This window comes from Vibrio sp. 1F169, assembly GCF_041439605.1.
Classification (GTDB): Bacteria; Pseudomonadota; Gammaproteobacteria; order Enterobacterales; family Vibrionaceae; genus Vibrio; species Vibrio tasmaniensis_A.
Map to the genome: position 1 here is coordinate 60917 of NZ_JBGOOI010000010.1, position 22906 is coordinate 83822.

Genomic DNA, 22906 nt, shown 5'->3' on the forward strand with positions numbered 1-22906 from the left:
ACTAATGTCGTAGCCATTCCAGAGAAAATTAGCCCGACAAAAATTATGAGCGAGGCAGCACCAATGACATACTCAATAGTCGTTAACCCCTTTTGCTGTCTCACTCTCCGAGCAACCATGGCAGTAATCATTAAATACTGTTAATGATGTTATTAAGCTTAGCGGATAGGGCGGCCCCAAAACCAGTAAATATAGTGGTCAAGCCTAATACCAGTAACGCTGCACCAATTACATACTCGATAACAGTCAACCCTTCTTCATCTTTCATGAATTCTTTACAATTATTCAAAAACTTATCCATGAGAACCTCTCCTTGATTTACGTATCAGGCTTTGTTTGCCTGTAAAGTAAATCTAGAGGTGAGAGATATATTTGGTTAGGATTTTTTTTCCATTTACTTGCACTTTTTTGTGGTACTTCTAATCTAAATATAAAGCTTCATTAATTAGCCACTTTTAGACTAAAAGAGAATATGAAATGCATTGGGTATCTGTATGAAAATAGTAACCCCGTTATTATCGGATAAAGAGAGTGATTTCAACTCCGTTATTATCAATAAAATAAGTCACTATTTCTCTATTGCCAACTTCAAACAAGACATATCTATAATCAGTAACTTAGACGTCAGACTGGTATTTTTCATTTTGAATACCCCTGATAAAATCCAACTACTTACCATGGCTTTATCTATTTGCGAAAATTTGAACAAAAGAATTGTTATTATTTGCTCTGACCCGTTACCTAATATCGTTCGAAATCATAAGAATATATTTTTCATCATAGAAACAAACAGTAATCATCTGACCAGTCAATTCGAAGAGCTTAAGGCTAAGACACAGCATATGTTCGAGTCCCATTTCGATATCGACAGAGACACAAACAATAACAACCAGCTTCCTGTAAAAGCCTTCACATCCGAAGTCGTTAACTTTGTGATGGACAACATCAACAAAGAAATCAGAGAAATAGAGATCGCCGAGAAATGTCACTGTTCAACCACCTATTTTTCTAAGAAGTTTCATCTACACTTTGGAGTAAGCTTTAGAGACTTCGTGTGCGATAAACGCATTCTACTTGCCAAAAAGTTAATCGAAGCAGATACCGAATCAAAAATTGCTGTCATTGCCTATCAATGTGGATACAAGGATGTGTCATATTTCTCGAGAATTTTTAAGAAACGGACTGGAGTAACGCCTGCAAGTTACAGGCGAGCCTGCACAGATAACGGAAAACAAAGAACATAAACGCTAATTTTACTCCCTAAAAGAAAAAATCATGGTACATTTAACATGATTTTAACAAAAATAACTTAGCGAAAAACATGGAGTTAGACAATGATTCAGCCTAACGAGTTTAGCCAAGAACAAGCAACAGCTCTCCCTAAACCCAATGACATGATTTTAAAATGGGCAGAAGAACGCCCAGATGAAGTCTACTTAAAGCAAATTATTAACCGCCAATTTGTTGAGTTTACTTATAAAGAAGTGGCCGACAAAGCACTGAAACTGGCGTCAGCATTAGAAGGACTCGGAGCCCAACCCGGTGATCGAGTCGCTCTCGTATCGAAAAACTGTGCAGAATGGTTTATCTGCGATCTTGCCATGATGTTAGGAGATTTTGTCAGCGTCCCAATCTTTCCAACAGCGGGTGCCGATACCATACAGTACTGTATTGAACACAGTGAAAGTAAAATTGTGATTGCGGGTAAACTCGACGATCCTAAGGCCACTCAAATAGTACTGGATGATAATCCAAACTTGGTGAGTATCTCACTTCCCTACGATAGCGCAGCGAAGTGCCAACATACTTTCGAACAACTCATCGATACCCATGAACCCTCAACCAAGCGTCCTCAGCATCACGATGATAAAGTAATGTCGCTTGTTTATACTTCGGGTACATCAGGGCTACCAAAAGGCGCGATGCTCACATACGGCGCCTTTACGTGGTCAGTTCAACGGTTGATCGATCATATTGGTATCCAACCCGGCGATCGCTTGTTCTCTTATCTACCGCTTGCCCATATTACAGAACGCGTTTACATCTTTGGCTCATCGGTAATGGGCGGTATAGTCACTGCTTTCCCGGAGTCTTTAGATACCTTTATTAATGATGTGAAAATGCATCGCCCTACTCTATTTATTTCAGTTCCTCGCTTATGGACTCTGTTCCAGCAACGAATCCAAGATAAGCTTCCGCAGAAGAAACTGAATTTCTTACTTAAGATTCCGTTTATCAACAACATCATTAAGAAGAAACTGGCTGATGGCCTAGGGTTAGATCAAGCCCGCGTTTTGGGATGTGGTTCAGCTCCGGTATCACCGGCTCTACTCGCATGGTATGAGAGTGTTGGCCTACACATTACCGAGGCTTGGGGAATGACTGAGTCTTTCGCCTACAGCACGATTAATCACCCGTTTAGAGCCGACAAAATTGGTACTGTGGGTAATGCTGGTCCGGGCATCGAACTCAAAATTGCAGAAGATGAAGAAATTTTGGTTCGAAGCAAAGGTATGTTCTCTGGTTATTACAAAAATGACATAGCCACCCAAGAGTCTTTTAACTCTGAGGGATGGCTTCATACTGGCGATATTGGTGATATCGACAGCGAGGGCTACCTAACGATCCGGGGGCGTAAAAAAGACACCTTTAAAACTGCGAAAGGTAAGTTTGTGGCTCCAGTGCCAATCGAAAACAAACTGTTTGAATACAGCCGCGTAGAAATGATGTGTTTGATCGGCTTAGGCTTACCTGGTCCTATCCTACTCGTGGTACCGCATGACTTCCCTAATTTTGATCGGGCTCGTTATGAAAGAACAAGTAAACGTGTCATTGAAAAAATGAACGAACAGTTAGCCTCGCATGAGAAGATCAAAGGGGTACTGATGATTAAGGAACCGTGGAGCATCGACAACGGTGTACTTACCCCTACTCTCAAGATAAAGCGACATATCCTTGAGCAGAAATACCATGAAACCGGTCATAACTGGCCGAAAGATAAATTGGTGGTTTGGGAAGAGTAGTCAAAACCGAGAGGGAGCCATTACGGCTCCTTTTTCATAAGCTCAAGTTACAAGTATTTAGTGTAATCAGCCGCATCATTACGTTCATAGTCCAAACCGATATCCTTTCTCATCCGATCGCTCAAAGATTCCGAGCTAATAACTTGTCTTGATTTAGCCGCCTTACTATTCTTTTTTTTATCATTAACTTGAAAAATATAAGTAACTAATCTGCCAATCCAACAGGTCATTGCTTTCATTTTATCTCTCTTGTTTTTCCTATTAATTTGTCGTTATTATGGAAATAAGCAGCTCGATAAGCGAACAACCATTATTAACAAGGACTATAAGCTGAGGTTATGGATAATAGACTGCGTCACCTTTCAGGCCTCCGTTACTTTGAAGTTGCGGCACGCTTGCATAGCTACAGTAAGGCAGCTGAGGAACTGTTTGTTAGCCAAGCAGCCGTCAGCCAAAAGATTCGCCAACTAGAAGAACAGGTTGGATGTAAGCTTTTCATTCGTAAGGGGCGTGTTATGGCCTTAACACATGAAGGGCGCACACTTTTCAAACATGTTTCTGATGGGTTTCAAGAGGTATTGCTAGGTTTAAACAAGATCCAGTCTGAACCCATTCAAGGTCTGCTTGTTGTTAGAAGCCCTCCTTCATTTGCTTCACGTTGGTTACTACCACGGCTTTGGAAGTTCTCGGTAAAGCACCCAGAGATCCCGATCAAAGTGCTAACAGGCTGCGATACCCCAAATTTAAAACACGGTGAGGTTGATGTGGCTATTCGACAAGGTGAAGACCTATGTGTGGAAGATGGTTTAACTCTTGAGGTACTAATCAACGAACCTATCTATCCTTTTTGCTCACCAGAATTAGCAAACTCTCTTAAATTCACCTCACCAGAACAGCTACTTAAATGTTGGTTAGTTCAATTCGAGGGTGGTTGCTTCCCTTGGGAAAGTTGGTTTAAACAAGCTAATGTTCCGATGCAAGACAGTTCTATTCAATGGATGGAAGTAGGTACTTTTGATATGGGATTAACGACAGTTATGGCTGGTCATGGAGTTTGCCTTGCAACAGACAGTTTAGCTGGTGACTTCATTGAACGCGGCTTGTTAGTAAAGCCATTTGATATAGGCATGACGCCTGGCGTTCAAGTAAATCTATGTTTTGACCCTAACTCGCCTAGAGAAGTGCGTATAACGGCATTTACCAATTGGTTACATGAAGAAGTAAATGAGATATTGGAGAACTAGCTCTTGTCTTTCAACTCCTGAAATAGGCAGTTCTTCAATAACTAAACACAAACTACCAGCTTAAATGGTCTGATAATTCATAAAGCGAAACTGATATACTGAGCTCAAATAAATGCCGAGAACATCTCATGACACAAGACAATAATCCACTGCACGGTATCACTCTACAGAAGCTACTGACTGAATTGGTTGAACATTACGGTTGGGAAGAGTTGAGTTACATGGTGAACATCAACTGCTTTAAAAAAGACCCGAGCATTAAATCAAGCTTAAAATTTTTGCGTAAAACAGATTGGGCACGCACCAAGGTAGAGCAGATTTACATAGACTTAAAGCGTTAGTCTCTCCCTGCTTTATCAGTCCCGTGTTGAATAAATACGGGACAACCACTGTGTCTACTTTTTAGGGGCTACATCAGCACCTCGCACCTCGCACCTCGCACCTCGCACCTCGCACCTCGCACCTCGCACCTCGCAGTATATTACAAACAATAAAAAGCCCCGCAAGCTTTCACTTGCGGGGCTTTTTTAGCTAATTTAGAAAAGGGCTAATTACTTACCAGCTTCTTTTTCTGCTTTAACTTTTGCAATCACTTCGTCAGCAACGTTAGTTGGACATGGTGCGTATTGCGCGAATTCCATAGAGAATTGGCCACGACCAGAAGTGATAGTACGTAGGTGACCGATGTAGCCGAACATCTCAGAAAGAGGTACGTCAGCTTTAATACGAACACCAGTAACGCCAGCTTGTTGATCTTTGATCATGCCACGACGACGGTTAAGGTCACCGATAACATCACCAACGTGATCGTCTGGAGTGAACACGTCAACGTTCATGATAGGCTCAAGAAGTTGCGCGCCAGCTTTAGGCATAGATTGACGGAATGCGCCTTTCGCTGCGATTTCAAATGCGATAGCAGATGAATCGACTGCGTGGAAACCACCATCGAAAAGTTCAACTTCAACGTCTAGCGTAGGGAAGCCAGCTAGTACGCCGTTATCCATCATGCCAGCAAAGCCTTTCTCAACTGCAGGCCAGAATTCTTTAGGAACGTTACCGCCCACAACTACTGAGTTGAACTTGAAGCCAGAACCTGCTTCACCTGGTTTGATACGGTAATCGATCTTACCGAATTGACCAGAACCACCAGACTGTTTCTTATGCGTGTAGCTATCTTCAATTGCTTGAGTGATAGTTTCACGGTAAGCAACTTGAGGAGCACCAACTGTTAGGTCAACGCCGTAAGTACGCTTAAGGATATCTACCTTGATGTCTAGGTGAAGCTCACCCATACCTTTAAGGATAGTTTCGCCAGTTTCTTCGTCAGTCTCAACTTGGAAAGATGGATCTTCAGCAACCATTTTACCGATCGCGATACCCATTTTCTCAGAACCGCCTTTATCTTTTGGAGATACAGCGATAGAGATTACTGGAGTTGGGAAAACCATTGGCTCAAGCGTTACTTGGTCTTTTGGATCACATAGAGTGTGACCAGTTTGAACGTTCTTCATACCAACGATCGCAATGATGTCACCAGCTTGTGCGCTAGTTAGTTCGTTACGGTCATCAGCTTGCATCTCAACCATACGGCCAACACGCTCAGTTTTACCTGTGAATGAGTTAAGGATCGTGTCACCTTTGTTCAATTTACCAGAGTAAATACGAACGAAAGTTAGAGCACCGAAACGGTCATCCATGATTTTGAACGCAAGCGCTTTGAAAGTTTCTTCAGTAGAAACGATAGCGTGGTTGCCTGTTTCTTCGCCGTTCTCATCCATTAGAGGTTGAGGATCAACTTCAGTTGGAGAAGGTAGGTAATCTACTACAGCATCAAGGATAACTTGCATGCCTTTGTTCTTGAACGCAGAACCACAGAACGTAGGGAAGAATGCGATATCACGAGTACCTTTACGGATACAACGTTTGATATCTTCGATAGAAGGCTCTTCACCTTCCATGTAAGCTTCCATTAGGTCATCGTCTTGCTCTACAGCAGTTTCGATTAGCTCTTCACGGTATTGCTCAACGTCATCAACCATGTCCGCAGGAACATCAGTGATTTCGTAGTTTTCAGGAAGACCAGTGTCATCCCAAACGTATGCTTTACGGCTTAGAAGGTCTACAACACCCACGAATTCATCTTCGCGGCCGATTGGTAGAACCATAACTAGAGGAGTTGCACCTAGAACGTTTTTAACTTGGTCAACAACGTTGTAGAAATCTGCACCCATACGGTCTAGTTTGTTAACGAAGATCAGACGAGATACTTCTGATTCGTTAGCGTAGCGCCAGTTAGTTTCTGATTGTGGTTCAACACCACCAGAACCACAGAATACACCGATACCGCCATCAAGTACTTTAAGAGAACGGTATACTTCAACTGTGAAGTCAACGTGTCCAGGAGTATCGATAACGTTTAGACGGTGACCGTTCCAGAAACAGCTTACAGCTGCTGATTGGATAGTAATTCCGCGCTCAGCTTCCTGTTCCATGAAGTCAGTAGTTGATTCGCCATCATGTACTTCACCAGTCTTGTGGATCTGACCAGTTAGCTTAAGGATACGCTCAGTGGTAGTTGTTTTACCCGCATCAACGTGCGCGAAAATACCAATGTTTCTGTATTTCGATAAATCTGCCATTGTCTTACTCTGTTAATAGGATATAAAATGCGCGCAGAGTATATCACAATCTGTGAGGACTGATAGCTTTGCATGCATTTGGGACTAAAAAACTTTGCCTTTTTCTAACATATAGAAAAAGGCAATCTGAAGAAACAATCTAAATGATTGTTAAGTTTAGTGCTAACTTAAAGCGAAAATAGCGTTTAAGTTAGACTGAATTTCTGCTGTATAGAGTAGCTGAAGTGAGCTCAATTACAACTCATCAAAAGCATTAATTGCTTCCGATAATTTTTTCACACCGTGGATCTGCATTCCTGGAATGCCACCTTTAGGCATGTTAGCCGCTGGTACAATGGCTCTCTTGAAGCCGTGTTTAAACGCCTCATTTAAGCGCTCTTGACCGCTCGGTACAGGTCGAATCTCACCAGCAAGGCCTACTTCGCCAAAAACCACCACATCTTTTGGCAATGCGCGGTCTCTGAAACTCGAAAGTAAAGCCATTACCAATGCAAGATCAGCACTGGTTTCGGTTACTTTAACACCACCAACGACATTCACAAACACATCTTGGTCAGCCATTTGTAAGCCGCCGTGTTTATGCAGCACGGCTAGTAACAATGACAGTCGATTTTGCTCGAGACCAACAGCGACACGACGCGGGTTAGCCAGCTGCGAATAATCCACCAGCGCTTGGATTTCAACAAGGAGTGGACGCGTTCCTTCCCAAACTACCATCACTGAACTGCCTGAGGTTTCTTCTTCACCACGAGACAGAAAAATAGCCGATGGATTGCTAACTTCTTTTAGCCCTTGCCCTGTCATAGCAAACACACCTAGCTCATTCACTGCACCAAAACGGTTCTTGTGGCTGCGCAAGGTTCTAAAACGACTGTCCGTTCCGCCATCTAACAGCACCGAGCAGTCAATAATGTGTTCAAGTACTTTTGGTCCAGCTAAGGTACCGTCTTTAGTTACGTGCCCGACTAGGAATACGGCAACGTTGTTCTGTTTCGCATAGCGCGTTAATGCGGTTGCCGATTCGCGCACCTGAGCAACACTACCTGGAGACGATTGAACATCAGCGACATGCATAACTTGGATTGAATCGATAACCATGATCTTAGGCTGCTCTCTTTCTGCAACCTGACAGATTTTATCAACATTGGTTTCAGAGAGCATTTTGAGATGCTCTTTTGGTAACCCTAATCGAGATGCTCGCATCGCAACTTGTTGAAGAGATTCTTCGCCAGTGACATAAAGTGTCGGTAACTGAGAAGAAAGCTGACACATAGTCTGCAATAACAGCGTTGATTTACCGGCACCAGGGTTACCACCAATAAGAATCGCAGCGCCAGGTACAACACCACCACCAAGTACACGATCAAGCTCTTTGAAGCCACTACTAAAGCGCGGGACCTCTTGCAAGTCGATTTCCGATAGCGTTTGAACCGAAGATTCAGTTGCACCACCAGCGTAACCACTTAGTCGTTCATTGCGCGCGACCTGAGGTGAAGCGGCTAACCTAACTTCTGTAATCGTGTTCCAAGCACCACATGCATTGCACTGCCCTTGCCAACGTGGAAAGTCAGCACCACAGTCATTACACACATAAGCTCGCTTTGCCTTAGCCATAAAACCTCAATAATTTGCTTAGTAACGGGTAAATGTTGCTATTTTGTGACCCCGTTGACCGTACAGGTGAAAATAAAAGTTGCAGTAGGGCCACGAATACCTAAAGATCAAATACAACTCGTCGATAACAATAACGCACCATCCATTCTAACAAGAAAAGTATGCAGCAATCTGAAATTCTATCTGTAGCAGAACGACTTATTCCGGCCTACCATGCCGAAGATTTCGAATTCCTTCTTTCTCAAATGACAGAAGGCGAATCACCGTCTCTAAAACTGCTCGTTAAAATGGAACTGAATCGTATCATGGCTCCGTGCACAAAGAGCATTGATTTACGCGGGCGTATTGATAATGAATGTCATCAATTCACGCTAGACGAGCGTAAACATTGGCTTGATGACATAGCTTTGAACGCGTATCAACGTGGTACTAAAAAATTTAAAGGTTATACCGAGGGCGTGTGGGAGTTAGTGATGACACCTCGCATTCAACCTCTTCGTAATATTGTTAAAACATCCTCTCAAGATGACCACGATATCACTAACGCTGATAGCCCCTATGAAGCAGAAGCCATTAACCTCGGTTACGATTTAAAACGCAAAGAAAACAGGCTCAAGATTAGCTCACAGGTTGAAATCACCACACCAAAAGGACAAAGCCTGCATGGTGTGACAGTTGATATTTCTCCGTCGGGTGCAAAGTTCAAGGTACCAAGGGCGTTTAAATACAACCTAGGGGAAATCATCAGTGTTAAATTCACTGAGCTTGTTGAAAAGTCACTAGAAGCCGATGTTAATGAGGCGGTTGAATTTCGTATTCTGGGTATTGATGAATCCTACGAGAACAATGCAGTTAAATTTTTAAGATGCATGAGAATCAGCGATACAACGAATGTGGCTCGTTTACTCGATGAATCTCTAAATAGTGTCAGCAAGAAAACCAGCCATGAGAATCAAGATAGGCTCATTCGAACGCGAACTCGCGGTATTGAACACACCTATCTAAAGTACACCTGTAATCTCCCTCTATTCTTCAGTGGTAGTGAGTTGAAGCTCGCGCTGCTCACGGATAACAATCATCCCCAATGGCAATACTGGCATGATGAGCGTAACCAACAGGCTCTGGGTACTTTGTTCAACGAACAACGTATGAACTTACTCGCTAAGCCTGGCGTGAAGGGAACCAGTAACGTTATCTACTCTTTTACCCATGAACATAAAAATAAGACCTTGTTCTACTCGATGATGCTGCCTGAAGCTTCTCGTGAAGAGAGGCAACTGTTCTGGCACATCGGCGGTAAACGTAAAAGTTGGAAGGCGTTCAAATTCTCGGTTTTCGAATTATCCGACGCTGAGCGACAAGCCTTAGCTGAGCATTCAGATACGCTTGCTCAAAGCTCAGCGCAACTGACTCATTGCGGTATCTTGCAAGAGATCGGTGATCACGAAAGTGCTGCCGATTATCTATTAAGTGAAAAACCACGCATTCCAAGCAGTGACCTTAATCGCTTTCGTCATCCGCGAACGGTGGTGGGGAACATTCAAAGTATCTACTTTGATTCCCAAAGTCGTCGTAAAGAACCGAGATATAGCTTTAAATCACCAATTCAACTCACATCACAAGATAGCCCAACAATAAACGGACACACTGTAGACATATCAAAACGTGGCCTAAGCATTACCCTTGAACACCCAATGGTACTCAAGATTGATGATCCGGTTGTGGTGAATTTCAATGAACTGCAACTCTATGATAAAAACTTGCCATTAAGCACAGTGCCTTACCACGTAATTCGTGTAAGCCCGAACGGTTGCAACGTTCAATTGGTTATCACCGAGAATGCAAAAACAATGCGTACCATCGCCTTCCTCAATGGGCTTATCGATCAGAACCAAAGTAAGCTAAATAAGAAGCAAGAAATACTGCCCACCGATTCACTGCTTAAATCACTGCACACTGTTTTGCTTAACAAAATGGTCAGTAATCCAATTTTCATTGATAAGCCGGGCTCAACGTTGCGTTGTAAGCTCATTGGTGTGAACTTCCCGCTGAACAAGCATCTAGCGTTACTCGCTAAACTTGGGCACAACCAAAAGTTTTCACTGGAACCGATTTTCAAAGGTCACTCTAATTCACTATTAGCTGAGCCACTGAAAAGAATTGAAGGTGCAGAGCCAAAACATCATGACGTATACATTGCTGCGATAAAGTTTGGTAACAAGATTCAATCTGTACATACGAAGTTGGTGAAAGACTTTGCATCTACGAAAGAACGTATTTCGTTCATCAAGAAGGCGCAAGATCTGGGTGATGTGTATGTACTGCGAGTCACAACCGCCCCTATCTTTAATCCATTAACCAGTTTGTTCCAATCAGACTTAGCCGAGCTTTCTCGCATCAGTATGCACCAAGCGAAGAAGTTAGAGAGTGAGGTCACCGCTTTTATTGGTTATGGTGAGATAGAAGACATTACCGATGAAGTATTGATTCGATTGGAACTCTCGCACTAAATAGCCAGATCAACTTACCGGTTTGTCGACTTATCGGATTTAAAAGTAGAAAAAGCAGGCTTATCGCCTGCTTTTTTGTGTCCGTTGTAAATGCGCTTTTGTTTAGCGTTTGACGAATATGACTAAGGCTTCGCTTGCCAGCTGATTTTTTGCTGCTTAGCTAATACACCTGACAAGATACAAAGCACCCCACCTAAGCCAGCATAACGCACAGCAGTTTGAGCTTGTTGTTCAACTTTCGGTTTTGCATGGTAAGCAATCCCTAAACCGGCAGAACCCATCATAACCAAGTCATTGGCACCATCACCCACGGCAACGGTGTTATGCAGTTCCAGTTCATACTCTTCAGCAAGTTCTACCAAGATATCCGCTTTGGTCTGTGCGGAAACAACATCGCCTAATACTTCACCCGTCAATTTACCATTGACGATCTCTAGCGTGTTTGACTGAGCGTGGTCAAGATCAAGCGTATCTTTCAGGTAGTCTGAGAAATAAGTAAAACCACCCGATGCAATCGCCGTCTTCCAGCCAAGTTTATTCAGAGTATTCACTAGCTCAACCAAGTCTGGCATGAATGGTAATGACTGGCGCACTTGCTCCAGTATCGACTCATCCGCACCTTTCAGTGCCCCAACGCGTTGGCGTAGGCTCTGTTCAAAGTCGAGCTCGCCTTGCATCGCACGCTCTGTGATTTCAGAAACTAACTCTCCGACTCCTGCGAGCTTTGCTATCTCATCGATGCATTCAATTTGAATTGCTGTGGAGTCCATATCCATCACGATCAAACCTGGCTTAGATAAGTCTGGGACCTCGCTAAGGCAAGCATAATCAAGCTTCAGTGCTTGTAAAATTTCTTCGTGTGCCGGGGTTAAGTTCCCTGACATCAGCGCCACTTCGTAATGTCCCACCTTCCACGTATTGAGGATGGTGTTGTAGGTACCAGTGAAAAAGTCGATGTCATCAAATGATTGTGGAGATAAGTACTCACCGAACACAATCCAATTGGCTTTAGATTTTGCGAGTTGAGAAGCGAAACGTGTCTCGGGGAGTCGGGTTAATAATGTCGTATGCCTTTTAATCGGCAGATATTTCTGAGCGTCCATGTGTATGATTCCTAATTAACTATGCTAAACGTTAACCTATTGCAATTTGAAAACGCAAGTCTCAATATGTCTTAATCATAACATTTGTTTATTTCAGGCTTCGTGAAACATGAATGAATCATTGTTCTCAATACGTAACGCTTTACGAGTACTAGCCCTAATTCTGTTGGCTGCTATGTTCGTGGTAACCATTAAAAACACAGTAGTGATCAGTAAAGGTAATGAGAAGATCCAAGCAAAACAGTTGGAAACGCTGACCAAACTACTGATCTCACAGGCATCACTTTCAGCCAGTAAGATGATCACTCAGCAAGACCAAGAGCGCCTGCTAGAGCTCACTAACCAACTCTCTCAGGATCGATTGGTATTTGATACCACCATCTACGATGCAGAAGGGATCCGACTGGCTTCGAGTGAAAAAGCGCTCTCGGTACGCGAGGTTCTTGGCTTAGACACACCTCTTTCAACGGCAAGTATCGGCAGGCAGCAACTCGTTGAACCTATTTACTCTCCAGAGAGTACGATCATTGGCTTTATCCGCGTGACTTTTGAGACAGGAAAAATGACAGCTATTTCTGATCATCACTACCGTAAGAGCGATCGCTACATGATCGGTATGGTCTTAATGGGATTTGTCAGTGGCGTGTTGTTCATCATGCTTATTCGTAAAAGAAAGGCTAAGTCTGGGGAAAACTGGCTGCTTAAAAATGTCAGCTCTTAACAGCTTAGTTTAACAAATTCAATAAAAAGCCCCGAAGCTCAGGCAGCAACGGGGCTTTTGTTATCTATTAAACTTTGCGGTATCTATTAAGCTTTTTGAAATCTATTAGCTGATTAGTCTTGGTCACCAAGCAGCACAGAGTCGAGTGCGATAACCATCATGTCGTTGAAAGTCGTTTGACGTTCATCTGATGTGGTTTGCTCACCAGTTTTGATGTGATCAGAAACAGTACAAATAGTCAGAGCTTTTGCGCCGTATTCAGCACATACACCATAGATACCCGCCGCTTCCATCTCTACGCCGACAATGCCGTACTTGTCCATGACTTCGAACATTTCAGGATCTGGCGTGTAGAACAACTCAGCCGAGAATAGGTTGCCAACCTTTACGTCTACACCACGCGCTTTGGCCGCATCTTCTGCCGCACGCACCATTTTGTAATCCGCAATAGCCGCGAAGTCATGACCTTTAAAGCGAATACGATTCACTTTTGAGTCGGTACACGCACCCATGCCGATAACCACATCGCGTACTTTGATATCTTCGCTCACTGCACCACAACTGCCGACACGAATGATCTTTTTCACACCAAAGTCTTTGATCAGCTCAGTCGCGTAAATAGAACAAGATGGAATGCCCATACCATGTCCCATTACCGAAACCTTACGGCCTTTGTAAGTACCCGTGTAACCAAACATGTTACGAACATCGCACACTTGAACCACTTCTTCTAAGAAGGTTTCAGCGATGTATTTTGCACGTAACGGATCGCCGGGCATTAGAACTACGTCAGCGAAATCACCCATTTCAGCATTAATATGTGGAGTAGCCATTGAAAATATCCTTAATCTCAAAACAAAAAAAAGAGAGAGGTTCCCCTCTCTCTTCGTTAACTATTATAGAAAGCTTGTACCGTGTCCCATTGGCGATGTGCCAAAGTAAGACGCTAAGCTTTGACCGATATCAGCGAAGGTATCGCGACGGCCTAGAGAGCCAGCAGGAACCTTGTTTCCGTAAACAATCACAGGGATATGTTCACGAGTATGGTCAGTACCTGGCCATGTCGGATCACAACCGTGGTCAGCAGTTAAGATAAGTACATCATCTTCTTTCATCATATCGATGATTTCATTGATACGGCCATCGAAGTACTCAAGTGCCGCTGCGTAACCTGCAACATCACGGCGGTGGCCGTAAGCTGAGTCGAAATCAACGAAGTTAGTGAACACGATAGTGTTGTCGCCCGCTTCAGTGATCGCTTCTTTAGTTGCTTCAAATAGCGCAGGAATACCTGTTGCTTTCGTTTTCTGAGTAATACCACAACCTGCGTAGATATCAGAGATCTTACCGATTGAGTGAACGTTACCGCCCTTCTCATCAACCAACTTCTGAAGAACTGTCGCCGCTGGCGGCTCAACAGAAAGGTCACGACGGTTACCAGTACGTTCGAACTGACCTTTACCTGGGCCAATGAACGGACGCGCAATAACACGGCCGATGTTGTAGTCTTCTAGCTCTTCACGAGCAATCTGACAAAGGTCTAATAAGTTCTGTAGACCGAATGTCTCTTCATGACATGCGATTTGGAAAACAGAGTCTGCTGAAGTGTAGAAGATTGGCAAGCCACTCTTCATGTGTTCTTCACCCAGGTTATCTAGGATTTCTGTACCCGATGAGTGGCAGTTACCTAAGAAGCCAGATAGACCTGCACGCTCAAGGATGCGGTCAGTCAGTTCTTTTGGAAAGCTGTTTTCTTTGTCGGTGAAGTAGCCCCAGTCAAACAATACCGGTACACCTGCGATTTCCCAGTGACCTGATGGCGTGTCTTTACCAGAAGACAGCTCAGCAGCGTGACCGTACGCGCCAATGATCTCAGCGTCTGCGTCCATACCAGGAGCAAAGCGACCTGTAGACTCTTTGTGAGCCATAGCTAAACCTAGCTTAGACAGGTTTGGCAGCGTTAGTGGACCTTTACGATCCGCATTGTCTGCAAGACCTTGCTCACAATGGTCAGCAATGTGACCCATAGTGTCTGAACCTACATCACCGAATGTGTCCGCATCTGCTGTTTCGCCGATACCGAATGAATCTAAAACTAAAATAAATGCTCTTTTCATTTTCTTCACCAACTTATTGCTCTTTGCACCAGAACTCTGTTTATCGGCATACACAAGGTATGCCGATACCTGTTATTTACACGTCTTCAGAACGAATCTGACGGTAAACGTCTGGCGTTGCTGTATATTCTCCGCCCACAGTGATTGCATTTTGTAATGCTTTTGCAGCTTCTTGCCACTGTTGTTCATTGCGAGCATGAATCATTGCTAATGGTTTATCGTCGCTTGCTACTTCGCCAAGGCGAATGAAGCGATCAAAACCGACTGCGTAATCAATGCTGTCTGTTGCTACGCGGCGACCACCGCCCATACCAACGACAGCCATACCAATTGCACGCGTATCCATCGCTGATACTACACCGCTTTCTAGCGCGTGCACTGGTTTAACAATTTCTGCTTTTTCTAGGTAGTTATCGTAGTTCGTTACGAAATCAGTTGGACCACCAAGGCCCGCTACCATTTTACCGAAGCACTCTGCTGCTTTACCGTTATCCAGTACTGCCATCAGTTTTTCACGCGCTTCGTCTGAATCTTTTGCAAGGTTACCCAGAACCAGCATTTCAGCACACGATGCCATCGTAATTTCTAGCAAACGAGGGTTACGATATTCGCCGGTTAGAAATTGAACCGCTTCACGTACTTCTACTGCGTTACCCGCTGAAGAAGCCAGAACTTGGTTCATGTCTGTTAGGATTGCCGTTGTTTTAGTACCCGCGCCGTTTGCTACTGCAACGATAGATTTTGCTAACTCTTCAGACGCTTCGTAAGTCGGCATGAATGCGCCTGAACCTACTTTTACGTCCATCACTAGAGAATCAAGACCAGCGGCCAATTTCTTAGACAGAATTGAAGCTGTGATCAACGAGATGTTGTCGACTGTTGCTGTGATATCACGAGTCGCGTAAACACGCTTATCAGCCGGTGCTAGATCGCCTGTTTGACCGATGATCGCCACGCCAGCTTCTTTGGTTACGGCACCAAACACATCGTTGGTTGGTGTAATGTTGTAACCAGGGATAGATTCTAGCTTGTCTAGCGTACCGCCAGTGTGGCCTAAACCACGACCAGAGATCATTGGAACGAAACCGCCACATGCTGCCACCATAGGGCCAAGCATCAGAGAAGTTACGTCACCAACACCACCAGTAGAGTGCTTATCAACGATTGGGCCATCAAAGTTCATGTGGCTCCAGTCAATCACCATGCCTGAGTCACGCATTGCACATGTTAGTGCGATACGTTCTGGCATCGTCATTTCATTAAAAAAGATAGCCATTGCGAATGCGGCAATTTGGCCTTCAGAAACCGTGTTTTTAGCGACACCTTGAATGAAGAAATTAATTTCTTCAGCTGTTAGGACTTCGCCATCACGTTTTCTGCGAATAATTTCTTGAGGTAGATACATTAGTGCCTCCCAAACTCTAGTGAGTATGGTTTGTAGGGAAAGAGGTAATATGGAGTGACTTAACACCACTCCATCAAACAGACTTTATTGTTATACCCGATAGGGAAATTAGTATGCTGCTGGATCTGCAGTTTCGTCTGTCACTTCTAATGTATTAAGAAGGTTAGTCAGTAGGCTTGAAGCACCAAAACGGTAGTGCATGTTGTCTGCCCACTCAGCGCCTAGTAGCTCATCAGCCATCGCTAGGTAAGCTTGAGCATCTTCAGCTGTACGTACGCCACCAGCTGGTTTGAAACCCACTGTTTTAGCTACGCCCATGTCACGAATAACTTCAAGCATCATGCGCGCGTACTCTGGAGTCGCGTTTACTGGCACTTTACCTGTTGAAGTTTTGATGAAGTCTGCACCTGCTTCGATACAGATCTGAGAAGCTTTCTTAATCAGTGCTTCTTCTTTTAGCTCACCAGTTTCGATGATCACTTTAAGCGTGATGTCACCACAAGCGGCTTTACATTGTTTAACTAGCTCAAAACCCACTTCTTCGTTGCCAGCAATAAGAGCACGGTATGGGAATACTACGTCAACTTCGTCTGCGCCGTACGCTACCGCTGCTTTTGTTTCAGCAACAGCAATTTCGATGTCGTCATTACCATGAGGGAAGTTAGTTACAGTCGCGATGCGTACTTCTGGAGTACCTTGCTCACGCAACGCTTTCTTAGCGGCTGGGATAAAGCGAGGGTAAATACAGATTGCAGCGGTGTTGCCAACTGCAGTCTTCGCGTCATGACAAAGTGCCACTACTTTTTCAGTAGTATCGTCGTCATTTAGCGTAGTTAGGTCCATAAGTTTAAGTGCACGTAGAGCTGCTGCTTTTAAATCGCTCATTTCTATCTCCGATCAATATATTCAAATAGTTAACTACTTCACCATCCATCCAGTATAGATGGATATTTAAGTAATGCTCAGTAGTCACAAATGAACGGACTTGGTTCCCTGAAGACTTGATAACTTTCGCTACCAATTGCAATCCTTGTCACCGCACAGTACCAGTTTGGTCTATGGCACAACAAATCAGTCATGTTGTGTCTAACATCTATAGTGTATTGCTAAGTTTGGCTTAATCCCAGAAGAATAACGTTCGAGCTAATCTCAATGTTACTTTCTTGCCAGCAGAGACATCCTATCCCTTTAGCTAATACATTATAGGTATCCATCAATAAATTGTAGTGCTCCTTAGAACGCAAACGGTTTGTATCTCAAAAAAACATTCTAGACCCATTTTCGACTCCAAGCATTCACTCATGCTAATGCTCAAAATCACTAGGCCCAAAAACAAAAAAGCCCCGCAGCAATTTCTTGCTACGGGGCGATATTATTATGGCGTCTATATATCGATTTCTAACTGATTAGAAAGATAAGAAGAAGCCAGCAATTGTTGCTGCCATCAGGTTAGATAGAGTACCAGCTACAACCGCTTTAACACCCATACGTGCGATGTCGTGACGACGGTTTGGAGCAATACCACCTAGACCACCTAGAAGAATCGCAATTGAAGAAAGGTTTGCGAAACCACATAGAGCGAACGAGATAATTGCTTGAGTCTTAACAGACATTACTTGACCAGTCGCTTCAACGATTTGAGCGTTTTCACCGATGTATGGTACGAAGTTTAGGTATGCAACGAATTCGTTAACAACGGTCTTCTGACCAATGAAAGAACCAGCAATAGTTGCTTCTTCCCATGGAACACCAATGATGAATGCTAACGGTGCGAAGATCCAACCTAGAAGAAGTTCTAGAGTTAGGTTTTCCATACCGAACCAACCACCGATGCCACCTAGGATACCGTTGATAAGAGCGATTAGACCGATGAATGCTAGTAGCATTGCACCAACGTTAAGTGCTAGTTGTAGACCAACTGACGCACCGCCAGCAGCTGCATCGATAACGTTAGCAGGCTTGTCGTCGCCACCGTCGATGTCTGAACCTAGGTTCTCGTCAACTTCATCAGTTTCAGGCTTGATGATTTTAGCGAATAGTAGACCACCAGGTGCTGCCATGAATGACGCTGCTACTAGGTACTCTAGAGGTACACCCATAGATGCGTAACCCGCTAGTACACCACCAGCAACAGACGCTAAACCACCACACATTACTGCGAATAGTTCAGAGTTAGTCATTTTAGGAACAAACGGACGAACAACTAGAGGCGCTTCCGTTTGACCAACGAAGATGTTTGCAGCTGCAGACATAGACTCGGCGCGAGAAGTACCTAGAGCTTTCTGAAGACCACCACCAAGAACCTTGATTACAACTTGCATCGCACCAATGTAGTAAAGTACAGAGATAAGAGCAGAGAAGAAGATTAGTGTTGGTAGAACTTGGAATGCAAAGATGAATCCGATACCGTCAACTGAGAAGTTAACAAGGCTACCAAATAGGAAGCCAGTACCATCTTTACCGTAGTCGATCACGTTTGCTACACCAGCAGAGAAACCTGCAAGTAGATCACGACCCCAAGGGATGTAAAGTACGAATGCACCAAGTGCGAATTGGATAGCGAAAGCGCCACCCACTGTTCTTAGATTAATTGCTTTGCGGTTGTCGGATAGTAGTACTGCGATTGCAATCAGTGCAACCATTCCGACGAGGCTCATAAACAGGCTCATAGTTTATGACTTCCTTATTAGTTATTTATTGGCGTGTTACAAAATGGGGCTATAAAGCGGAGGCAATTATACTCATGCGACCACTAATAAAGTAATGCCGTCCTCACACTTTCGTAGAAGATTCATGTACCATTCACACGCAAATGTGAGCCGAATCACAAGCCAAGTGCAATTTACGCAAACGATAAACAAAAACCTTCGATTTTATTCACATATACCGAATGCGCGATGGCTATTTTGCCAAATTTGCGCTGCAACCGATTGCTTCGGTTCTTTTCTAAGCAAAAACAGTTCATTTAAGATCGTAACTAAATACTTGGAATGATTAACATTTCCTTGTTTTCCATGCATGGGCATATCCGGGGCATCCGTTTCTAATACCAGGCACTCAAGAGGCAGTTTTGAGATAGTGGTGCGTGTTTTTTGTGCTCTTGGGTAAGTAATCGTTCCACCGACACCAATATAGAAACCAAGCTGAATCCACGCCAAAGCCTGCTGTTCGCTCCCTGAAAATCCATGAATCACGCCACCCAAAGTAAATTTATACTGCTTTATTAGCTCAATAAGTCGGTTAAAAGACTTCCTTTCATGGATGATTAAAGGCAGCTTAAACGCCTTAGCTAGCTCTATTTGTTGAATGAAAAAACGCTCTTGTTTCTCCCGTGCAACATCGACAAAAAAGTCGAGACCACACTCTCCTATCGCAACACATTGACTGGTTTTTGATGAGAGTAATTGGCGAAGTTCCGAAAATTGCTCGTCATTGGCTTGCTCTAAAAAGTAAGGATGAAAGCCTAATGCGTAATAAACATTAGGGTAAGATTGAGCGATTTCATCAAGCTTCCTCCAGTTACTTTGGCCAATAGAAGGGATGATTAACTTCTCGACTTGCGCCTGTTTCGCTTCTTTAACGTAACCTTCAATACCTTTATCAAGTGAAAAACCTTGCTCAAAAATGTCAAAGTCCGCATGGCAATGGGTGTCAAACAGCGGAAATTCACTTAATTCTGGTGTCATCTTCCCTACTCTCTGTTTGTTGTCCTTGAGGATCACGGCGATAAGCCACGCAGCTGCGCTTATTTTCAGGCGTTAAGCCAAGCTCTTCGCACCACTTATCGTATTTATTAATCCAAGCTTTTATCCAACTGAACATACTTACCTTAAGCCTCTAACCTCAAATGACACGAATAAAAAAACGCCTATTGCAGAACAATAGACGTTTTTGTTTAACTCGAATAGAGCGCAGAGTGATTAGTGCTCGCGCGTCGCTCGGAACTGAACTTCTGGGAAACGTTCAGAAGCTAGGTTCAAATTCACCATAGTCGGTGCGATGTAAGATAGGTTATCACCACCATCTAACGCTAGGTTAGCTTGGCTCTTACGTTTGAACTCTTCTAGTTTCTTAGCGTCATCACACTCAACCCAACGTGCAGTTGCAACGTTCACACCTTCGTAAATCGCTTCAACGTTGTATTCCGCTTTCAAGCGCGCTACAACCACATCAAACTGAAGTACACCAACGGCACCAACGATCAGATCGTTATTTTGCAAAGGACGGAATACTTGAACCGCGCCCTCTTCAGAAAGCTGAACCAAGCCTTTTAGAAGTTGCTTCTGCTTCAATGGATCGCGCAGACGAATACGACGGAATAGCTCAGGCGCAAAGTTAGGAATACCTGCGAACTTCAAGCTTTCGCCTTGAGTAAAGGTATCGCCAATCTGAATTGTGCCGTGGTTATGCAGACCAATTATGTCACCCGCGTATGCTTTTTCAGCACGAGCACGGTCACCCGCCATGAAGGTTACTGCATCAGAGATACTGACGTTCTTACCAGTACGAACATGGTTCATCTTCATACCTTGGTCGTAAGTACCCGATACGATACGCATGAATGCGATACGGTCACGGTGTTTTGGATCCATGTTTGCTTGGATCTTAAATACGAAACCAGAGAACTTCTCTTCAGTCGCTTCAACATCACGCTCATTTGCTTGACGTGTTTGAGGCGCAGGAGCCCATCGAGTTAGGCCATCAAGCATATGGTCAACACCGAAGTTACCCAATGCAGTACCGAAGTAAACTGGAGTCAACTCGCCAGCAAGGAATAGTTCGTGATCAAACTCAGGACATGCGCCAATAACCAATTCAAGCTCTTCACGAACGCTGCTCGCCAGATCTTCGCCAACAGCTTCGTCTAGTTCAGGGTTATCTAGACCTTTGATAATGCGAACTTCTTGGATCTCATGGCCGTGGCCAGATTCATACAAGATCGTTTCATCACGGTGAATGTGGTAAACGCCTTTAAACTCTTTACCACAACCGATAGGCCAAGAGATTGGAGCACAAGCCATACCTAGCTCGCTTTCCACTTCATCTAGCACTTCCATTGGGTCACGAACATCACGGTCAAGTTTGTTCATAAACGTTACGATTGGTGTATCACGTAGACGCGTTACTTCCATCAGTTTACGAGTACGATCCTCGACACCTTTCGCAGCATCGATAACCATCAAACAAGAGTCAACCGCGGTTAATGTACGGTACGTATCTTCCGAGAAATCTTCGTGTCCAGGAGTATCGAGTAGGTTGACTAGACAATCGTTGTATGGGAATTGCATTACAGACGTAGTTACCGAGATACCACGTTCTTTTTCCATCTCCATCCAGTCAGATTTAGCGTGCTGGTTAGAGCCACGGCCTTTTACGGTACCCGCTTTTTGAATCGCGTTTCCGAATAAAAGAACTTTTTCAGTAATCGTGGTTTTACCCGCATCCGGGTGAGAGATAATCGCAAACGTTCTACGTTTGCTCACTTCTTGTTGGAAAGACATAGTCGCCCTTTGCTGATCTAAAGCGTAAAAAGGGCAAGTAGATAATACTTGCCCTTGAATTCTGTGTGCGGATTATACAGAAAGCGTGTCACTTTCTAAAGGGTCAGTTTACACCCTATTTTGTGGCTCATTCCGGAGCTAGCGGTCTAGTTCGCGAAAAGACGTAACATGACTAGCTAAAAGACATAAAAAGATAGCTCATAATGATGGCGTCTTCGTTGCCTTGCTTGGTTGGATAATAGTTACGACGGCGGTCGACTTCATTAAAGCCAGCCTTCTCGTAAAGATTAAAAGCATTCACATTACTTTCGCGAACTTCCAGCCAAGCACTTTCCACGTCAGCTTGTTCACACATATCGAGAAAGTGCTCAACCAAAGCCTTACCGTAACCTTTGCCTTGCTGCTTAGGGTCAACCGCTATCGTCAGCAAAGTAACCTCACCGACAATGTTCTGAGCATAGAAATAGCCGACAACCTTTCCATCGACTTCTAAAACACGGTGGCTGCCTCCACGACTATTAAGATCACGGATCATATTTTCAGACCAAGGATGAGAATGCGCGGTCTGCTCAATTTGCCAAATTGCGTCTAGGTGTTGTTCTGAAGTGGGTAAAAGTTGATTAGTCATAAGCACAAATTTGTTGCCATAAGTCGCGGCGATGTTGGTTATTACCGTTAATGTCAGACAGTAATGGAGATTGAAGTGTTTTTGCCTTCAGTTCATGGGCAGGTTCGCAACCAGCAAACCATACCCATTCAACCGAACTTAAATCCACAGCAGACAAGTGTTGCGGTTGAAGGTGTAAAGCTTGAGATAAGTCGAGCTTGATACTTTTGAGTACTCGCTCAAACATCACGGCGAGATCATCCTGAGGTTTTTCTGGTGAAACCAACAGTAACTTGCAATCATTCGATAACAGAGTCAATTCAGATTCATAACCAGCCAAACGCTCTGGGTGACTTAACTCCCATTGGCTAATGCCCATCTCTTGTAGATATTGCGCGTGTGTTTGTGACATATCTAGCGGT

Annotated in this window: 21 protein-coding genes; 6 read left to right on the top strand and 15 right to left on the bottom strand. The window is 43.9% G+C overall.

The annotated features are described in order from the left end of the window. Positions 1–130: 130 nt before the first annotated feature. Complete coding sequence (locus tag ACED53_RS06495; RefSeq protein ID WP_012604678.1) at positions 131–301, bottom strand: Flp family type IVb pilin; 171 nt, start codon at positions 299–301, stop codon at positions 131–133. A 193-nt stretch (positions 302–494) separates the two neighbouring features. Here ACED53_RS06495 and ACED53_RS06500 point away from each other — a divergent pair, with 193 nt between their 5' ends. Together ACED53_RS06500 and ACED53_RS06505 are read left to right on the top strand one after the other, a co-directional pair. Beyond that, on the top strand, positions 495–1244 hold the full coding sequence (locus ACED53_RS06500) for an AraC family transcriptional regulator (protein ID WP_017099534.1): 750 nt from the start codon (positions 495–497) through the stop codon (positions 1242–1244). 90 nt (positions 1245–1334) lie between these two features. Next, on the top strand, positions 1335–3023 hold the full coding sequence (locus ACED53_RS06505) for an AMP-binding protein (RefSeq protein ID WP_017099535.1): 1689 nt from the start codon (positions 1335–1337) through the stop codon (positions 3021–3023). A 47-nt stretch (positions 3024–3070) separates the two neighbouring features. Here ACED53_RS06505 and ACED53_RS06510 read toward each other — a convergent pair whose 3' ends face one another. Next, positions 3071–3262, bottom strand: coding sequence for a hypothetical protein (locus tag ACED53_RS06510; protein WP_017096672.1), 192 nt, complete (start codon positions 3260–3262; stop codon positions 3071–3073). Positions 3263–3361: 99 nt separating this feature from the next. On the opposite strand from ACED53_RS06510, the gene ACED53_RS06515 reads away from it, so the two are divergent. After that, positions 3362–4267, top strand: a complete 906-nt coding sequence (locus tag ACED53_RS06515) for a LysR substrate-binding domain-containing protein (protein ID WP_017099536.1) — start codon at positions 3362–3364, stop codon at positions 4265–4267. Positions 4268–4395: 128 nt separating this feature from the next. Continuing rightward, positions 4396–4608: a VF530 family DNA-binding protein gene (locus tag ACED53_RS06520; protein ID WP_012604684.1), complete on the top strand. Its 213-nt coding sequence runs from the start codon at positions 4396–4398 to the stop codon at positions 4606–4608. A 210-nt stretch (positions 4609–4818) separates the two neighbouring features. Here the strand turns inward: ACED53_RS06520 and fusA are convergent, their stop codons facing one another. Together fusA and radA are read right to left on the bottom strand one after the other, a co-directional pair. Next, on the bottom strand, positions 4819–6906 hold the full coding sequence (gene fusA, locus ACED53_RS06525) for an elongation factor G (RefSeq protein WP_009847514.1): 2088 nt from the start codon (positions 6904–6906) through the stop codon (positions 4819–4821). Positions 6907–7140: 234 nt separating this feature from the next. Continuing rightward, positions 7141–8520: a DNA repair protein RadA gene (gene radA / locus ACED53_RS06530; RefSeq protein WP_009847515.1), complete on the bottom strand. Its 1380-nt coding sequence runs from the start codon at positions 8518–8520 to the stop codon at positions 7141–7143. Positions 8521–8681: 161 nt separating this feature from the next. Between radA and ACED53_RS06535 the strand changes: the two genes are divergently transcribed. Continuing rightward, on the top strand, positions 8682–11030 hold the full coding sequence (locus ACED53_RS06535) for a PilZ domain-containing protein (protein WP_017099537.1): 2349 nt from the start codon (positions 8682–8684) through the stop codon (positions 11028–11030). Between the two features lie 122 nt (positions 11031–11152). Here ACED53_RS06535 and serB read toward each other — a convergent pair whose 3' ends face one another. Next, positions 11153–12133, bottom strand: a complete 981-nt coding sequence (gene serB / locus ACED53_RS06540; RefSeq protein WP_009847517.1) for a phosphoserine phosphatase — start codon at positions 12131–12133, stop codon at positions 11153–11155. Between the two features lie 109 nt (positions 12134–12242). On the opposite strand from serB, the gene ACED53_RS06545 reads away from it, so the two are divergent. Continuing rightward, the gene (locus tag ACED53_RS06545) at positions 12243–12854 is read left to right on the top strand and encodes a YtjB family periplasmic protein (protein ID WP_009847518.1); all 612 of its coding nucleotides are present in this window, start codon (positions 12243–12245) and stop codon (positions 12852–12854) included. A gap of 113 nt (positions 12855–12967) precedes the next feature. Here the strand turns inward: ACED53_RS06545 and deoD are convergent, their stop codons facing one another. The 10 genes from deoD to ACED53_RS06595 form a co-directional block, all read right to left on the bottom strand. Next, positions 12968–13687 carry a purine-nucleoside phosphorylase gene (gene deoD / locus ACED53_RS06550; protein ID WP_009847519.1) on the bottom strand — a complete coding sequence of 240 codons (720 nt, stop codon included), beginning with the start codon at positions 13685–13687 and terminating at the stop codon, positions 12968–12970. Between the two features lie 63 nt (positions 13688–13750). Next, positions 13751–14971: a phosphopentomutase gene (locus ACED53_RS06555; protein WP_029223774.1), complete on the bottom strand. Its 1221-nt coding sequence runs from the start codon at positions 14969–14971 to the stop codon at positions 13751–13753. A 76-nt stretch (positions 14972–15047) separates the two neighbouring features. Further along, positions 15048–16376 (bottom strand): thymidine phosphorylase, encoded by a 1329-nt coding sequence (gene deoA, locus ACED53_RS06560; RefSeq protein ID WP_029223773.1) that lies wholly within the window; start codon positions 16374–16376, stop codon positions 15048–15050. A 108-nt stretch (positions 16377–16484) separates the two neighbouring features. Continuing rightward, the gene (gene deoC / locus ACED53_RS06565) at positions 16485–17261 is read right to left on the bottom strand and encodes a deoxyribose-phosphate aldolase (RefSeq protein ID WP_009847522.1); all 777 of its coding nucleotides are present in this window, start codon (positions 17259–17261) and stop codon (positions 16485–16487) included. Positions 17262–17782: 521 nt separating this feature from the next. Next, complete coding sequence (locus ACED53_RS06570) at positions 17783–19045, bottom strand: NupC/NupG family nucleoside CNT transporter (protein ID WP_009847523.1); 1263 nt, start codon at positions 19043–19045, stop codon at positions 17783–17785. Between the two features lie 204 nt (positions 19046–19249). Then, positions 19250–20062: a TatD family hydrolase gene (locus ACED53_RS06575; RefSeq protein ID WP_050546535.1), complete on the bottom strand. Its 813-nt coding sequence runs from the start codon at positions 20060–20062 to the stop codon at positions 19250–19252. Next, positions 20043–20198 carry a DUF5363 family protein gene (locus ACED53_RS06580; RefSeq protein ID WP_012604693.1) on the bottom strand — a complete coding sequence of 52 codons (156 nt, stop codon included), beginning with the start codon at positions 20196–20198 and terminating at the stop codon, positions 20043–20045. Before ACED53_RS06580 ends, ACED53_RS06575 begins: the two co-directional genes overlap by 20 nt. Before the next feature lie 98 nt (positions 20199–20296). Next, positions 20297–21877 carry a peptide chain release factor 3 gene (prfC, locus tag ACED53_RS06585; RefSeq protein WP_012604694.1) on the bottom strand — a complete coding sequence of 527 codons (1581 nt, stop codon included), beginning with the start codon at positions 21875–21877 and terminating at the stop codon, positions 20297–20299. Positions 21878–22049: 172 nt separating this feature from the next. Then, the gene (gene rimI / locus ACED53_RS06590) at positions 22050–22505 is read right to left on the bottom strand and encodes a ribosomal protein S18-alanine N-acetyltransferase (RefSeq protein ID WP_029223771.1); all 456 of its coding nucleotides are present in this window, start codon (positions 22503–22505) and stop codon (positions 22050–22052) included. Then, a complete protein-coding gene (locus ACED53_RS06595) occupies positions 22498–22896 on the bottom strand; it encodes a DNA polymerase III subunit psi (protein WP_017096665.1) in 399 nt (132 codons plus the stop codon). Before ACED53_RS06595 ends, rimI begins: the two co-directional genes overlap by 8 nt. Positions 22897–22906: the final 10 nt, after the last annotated feature.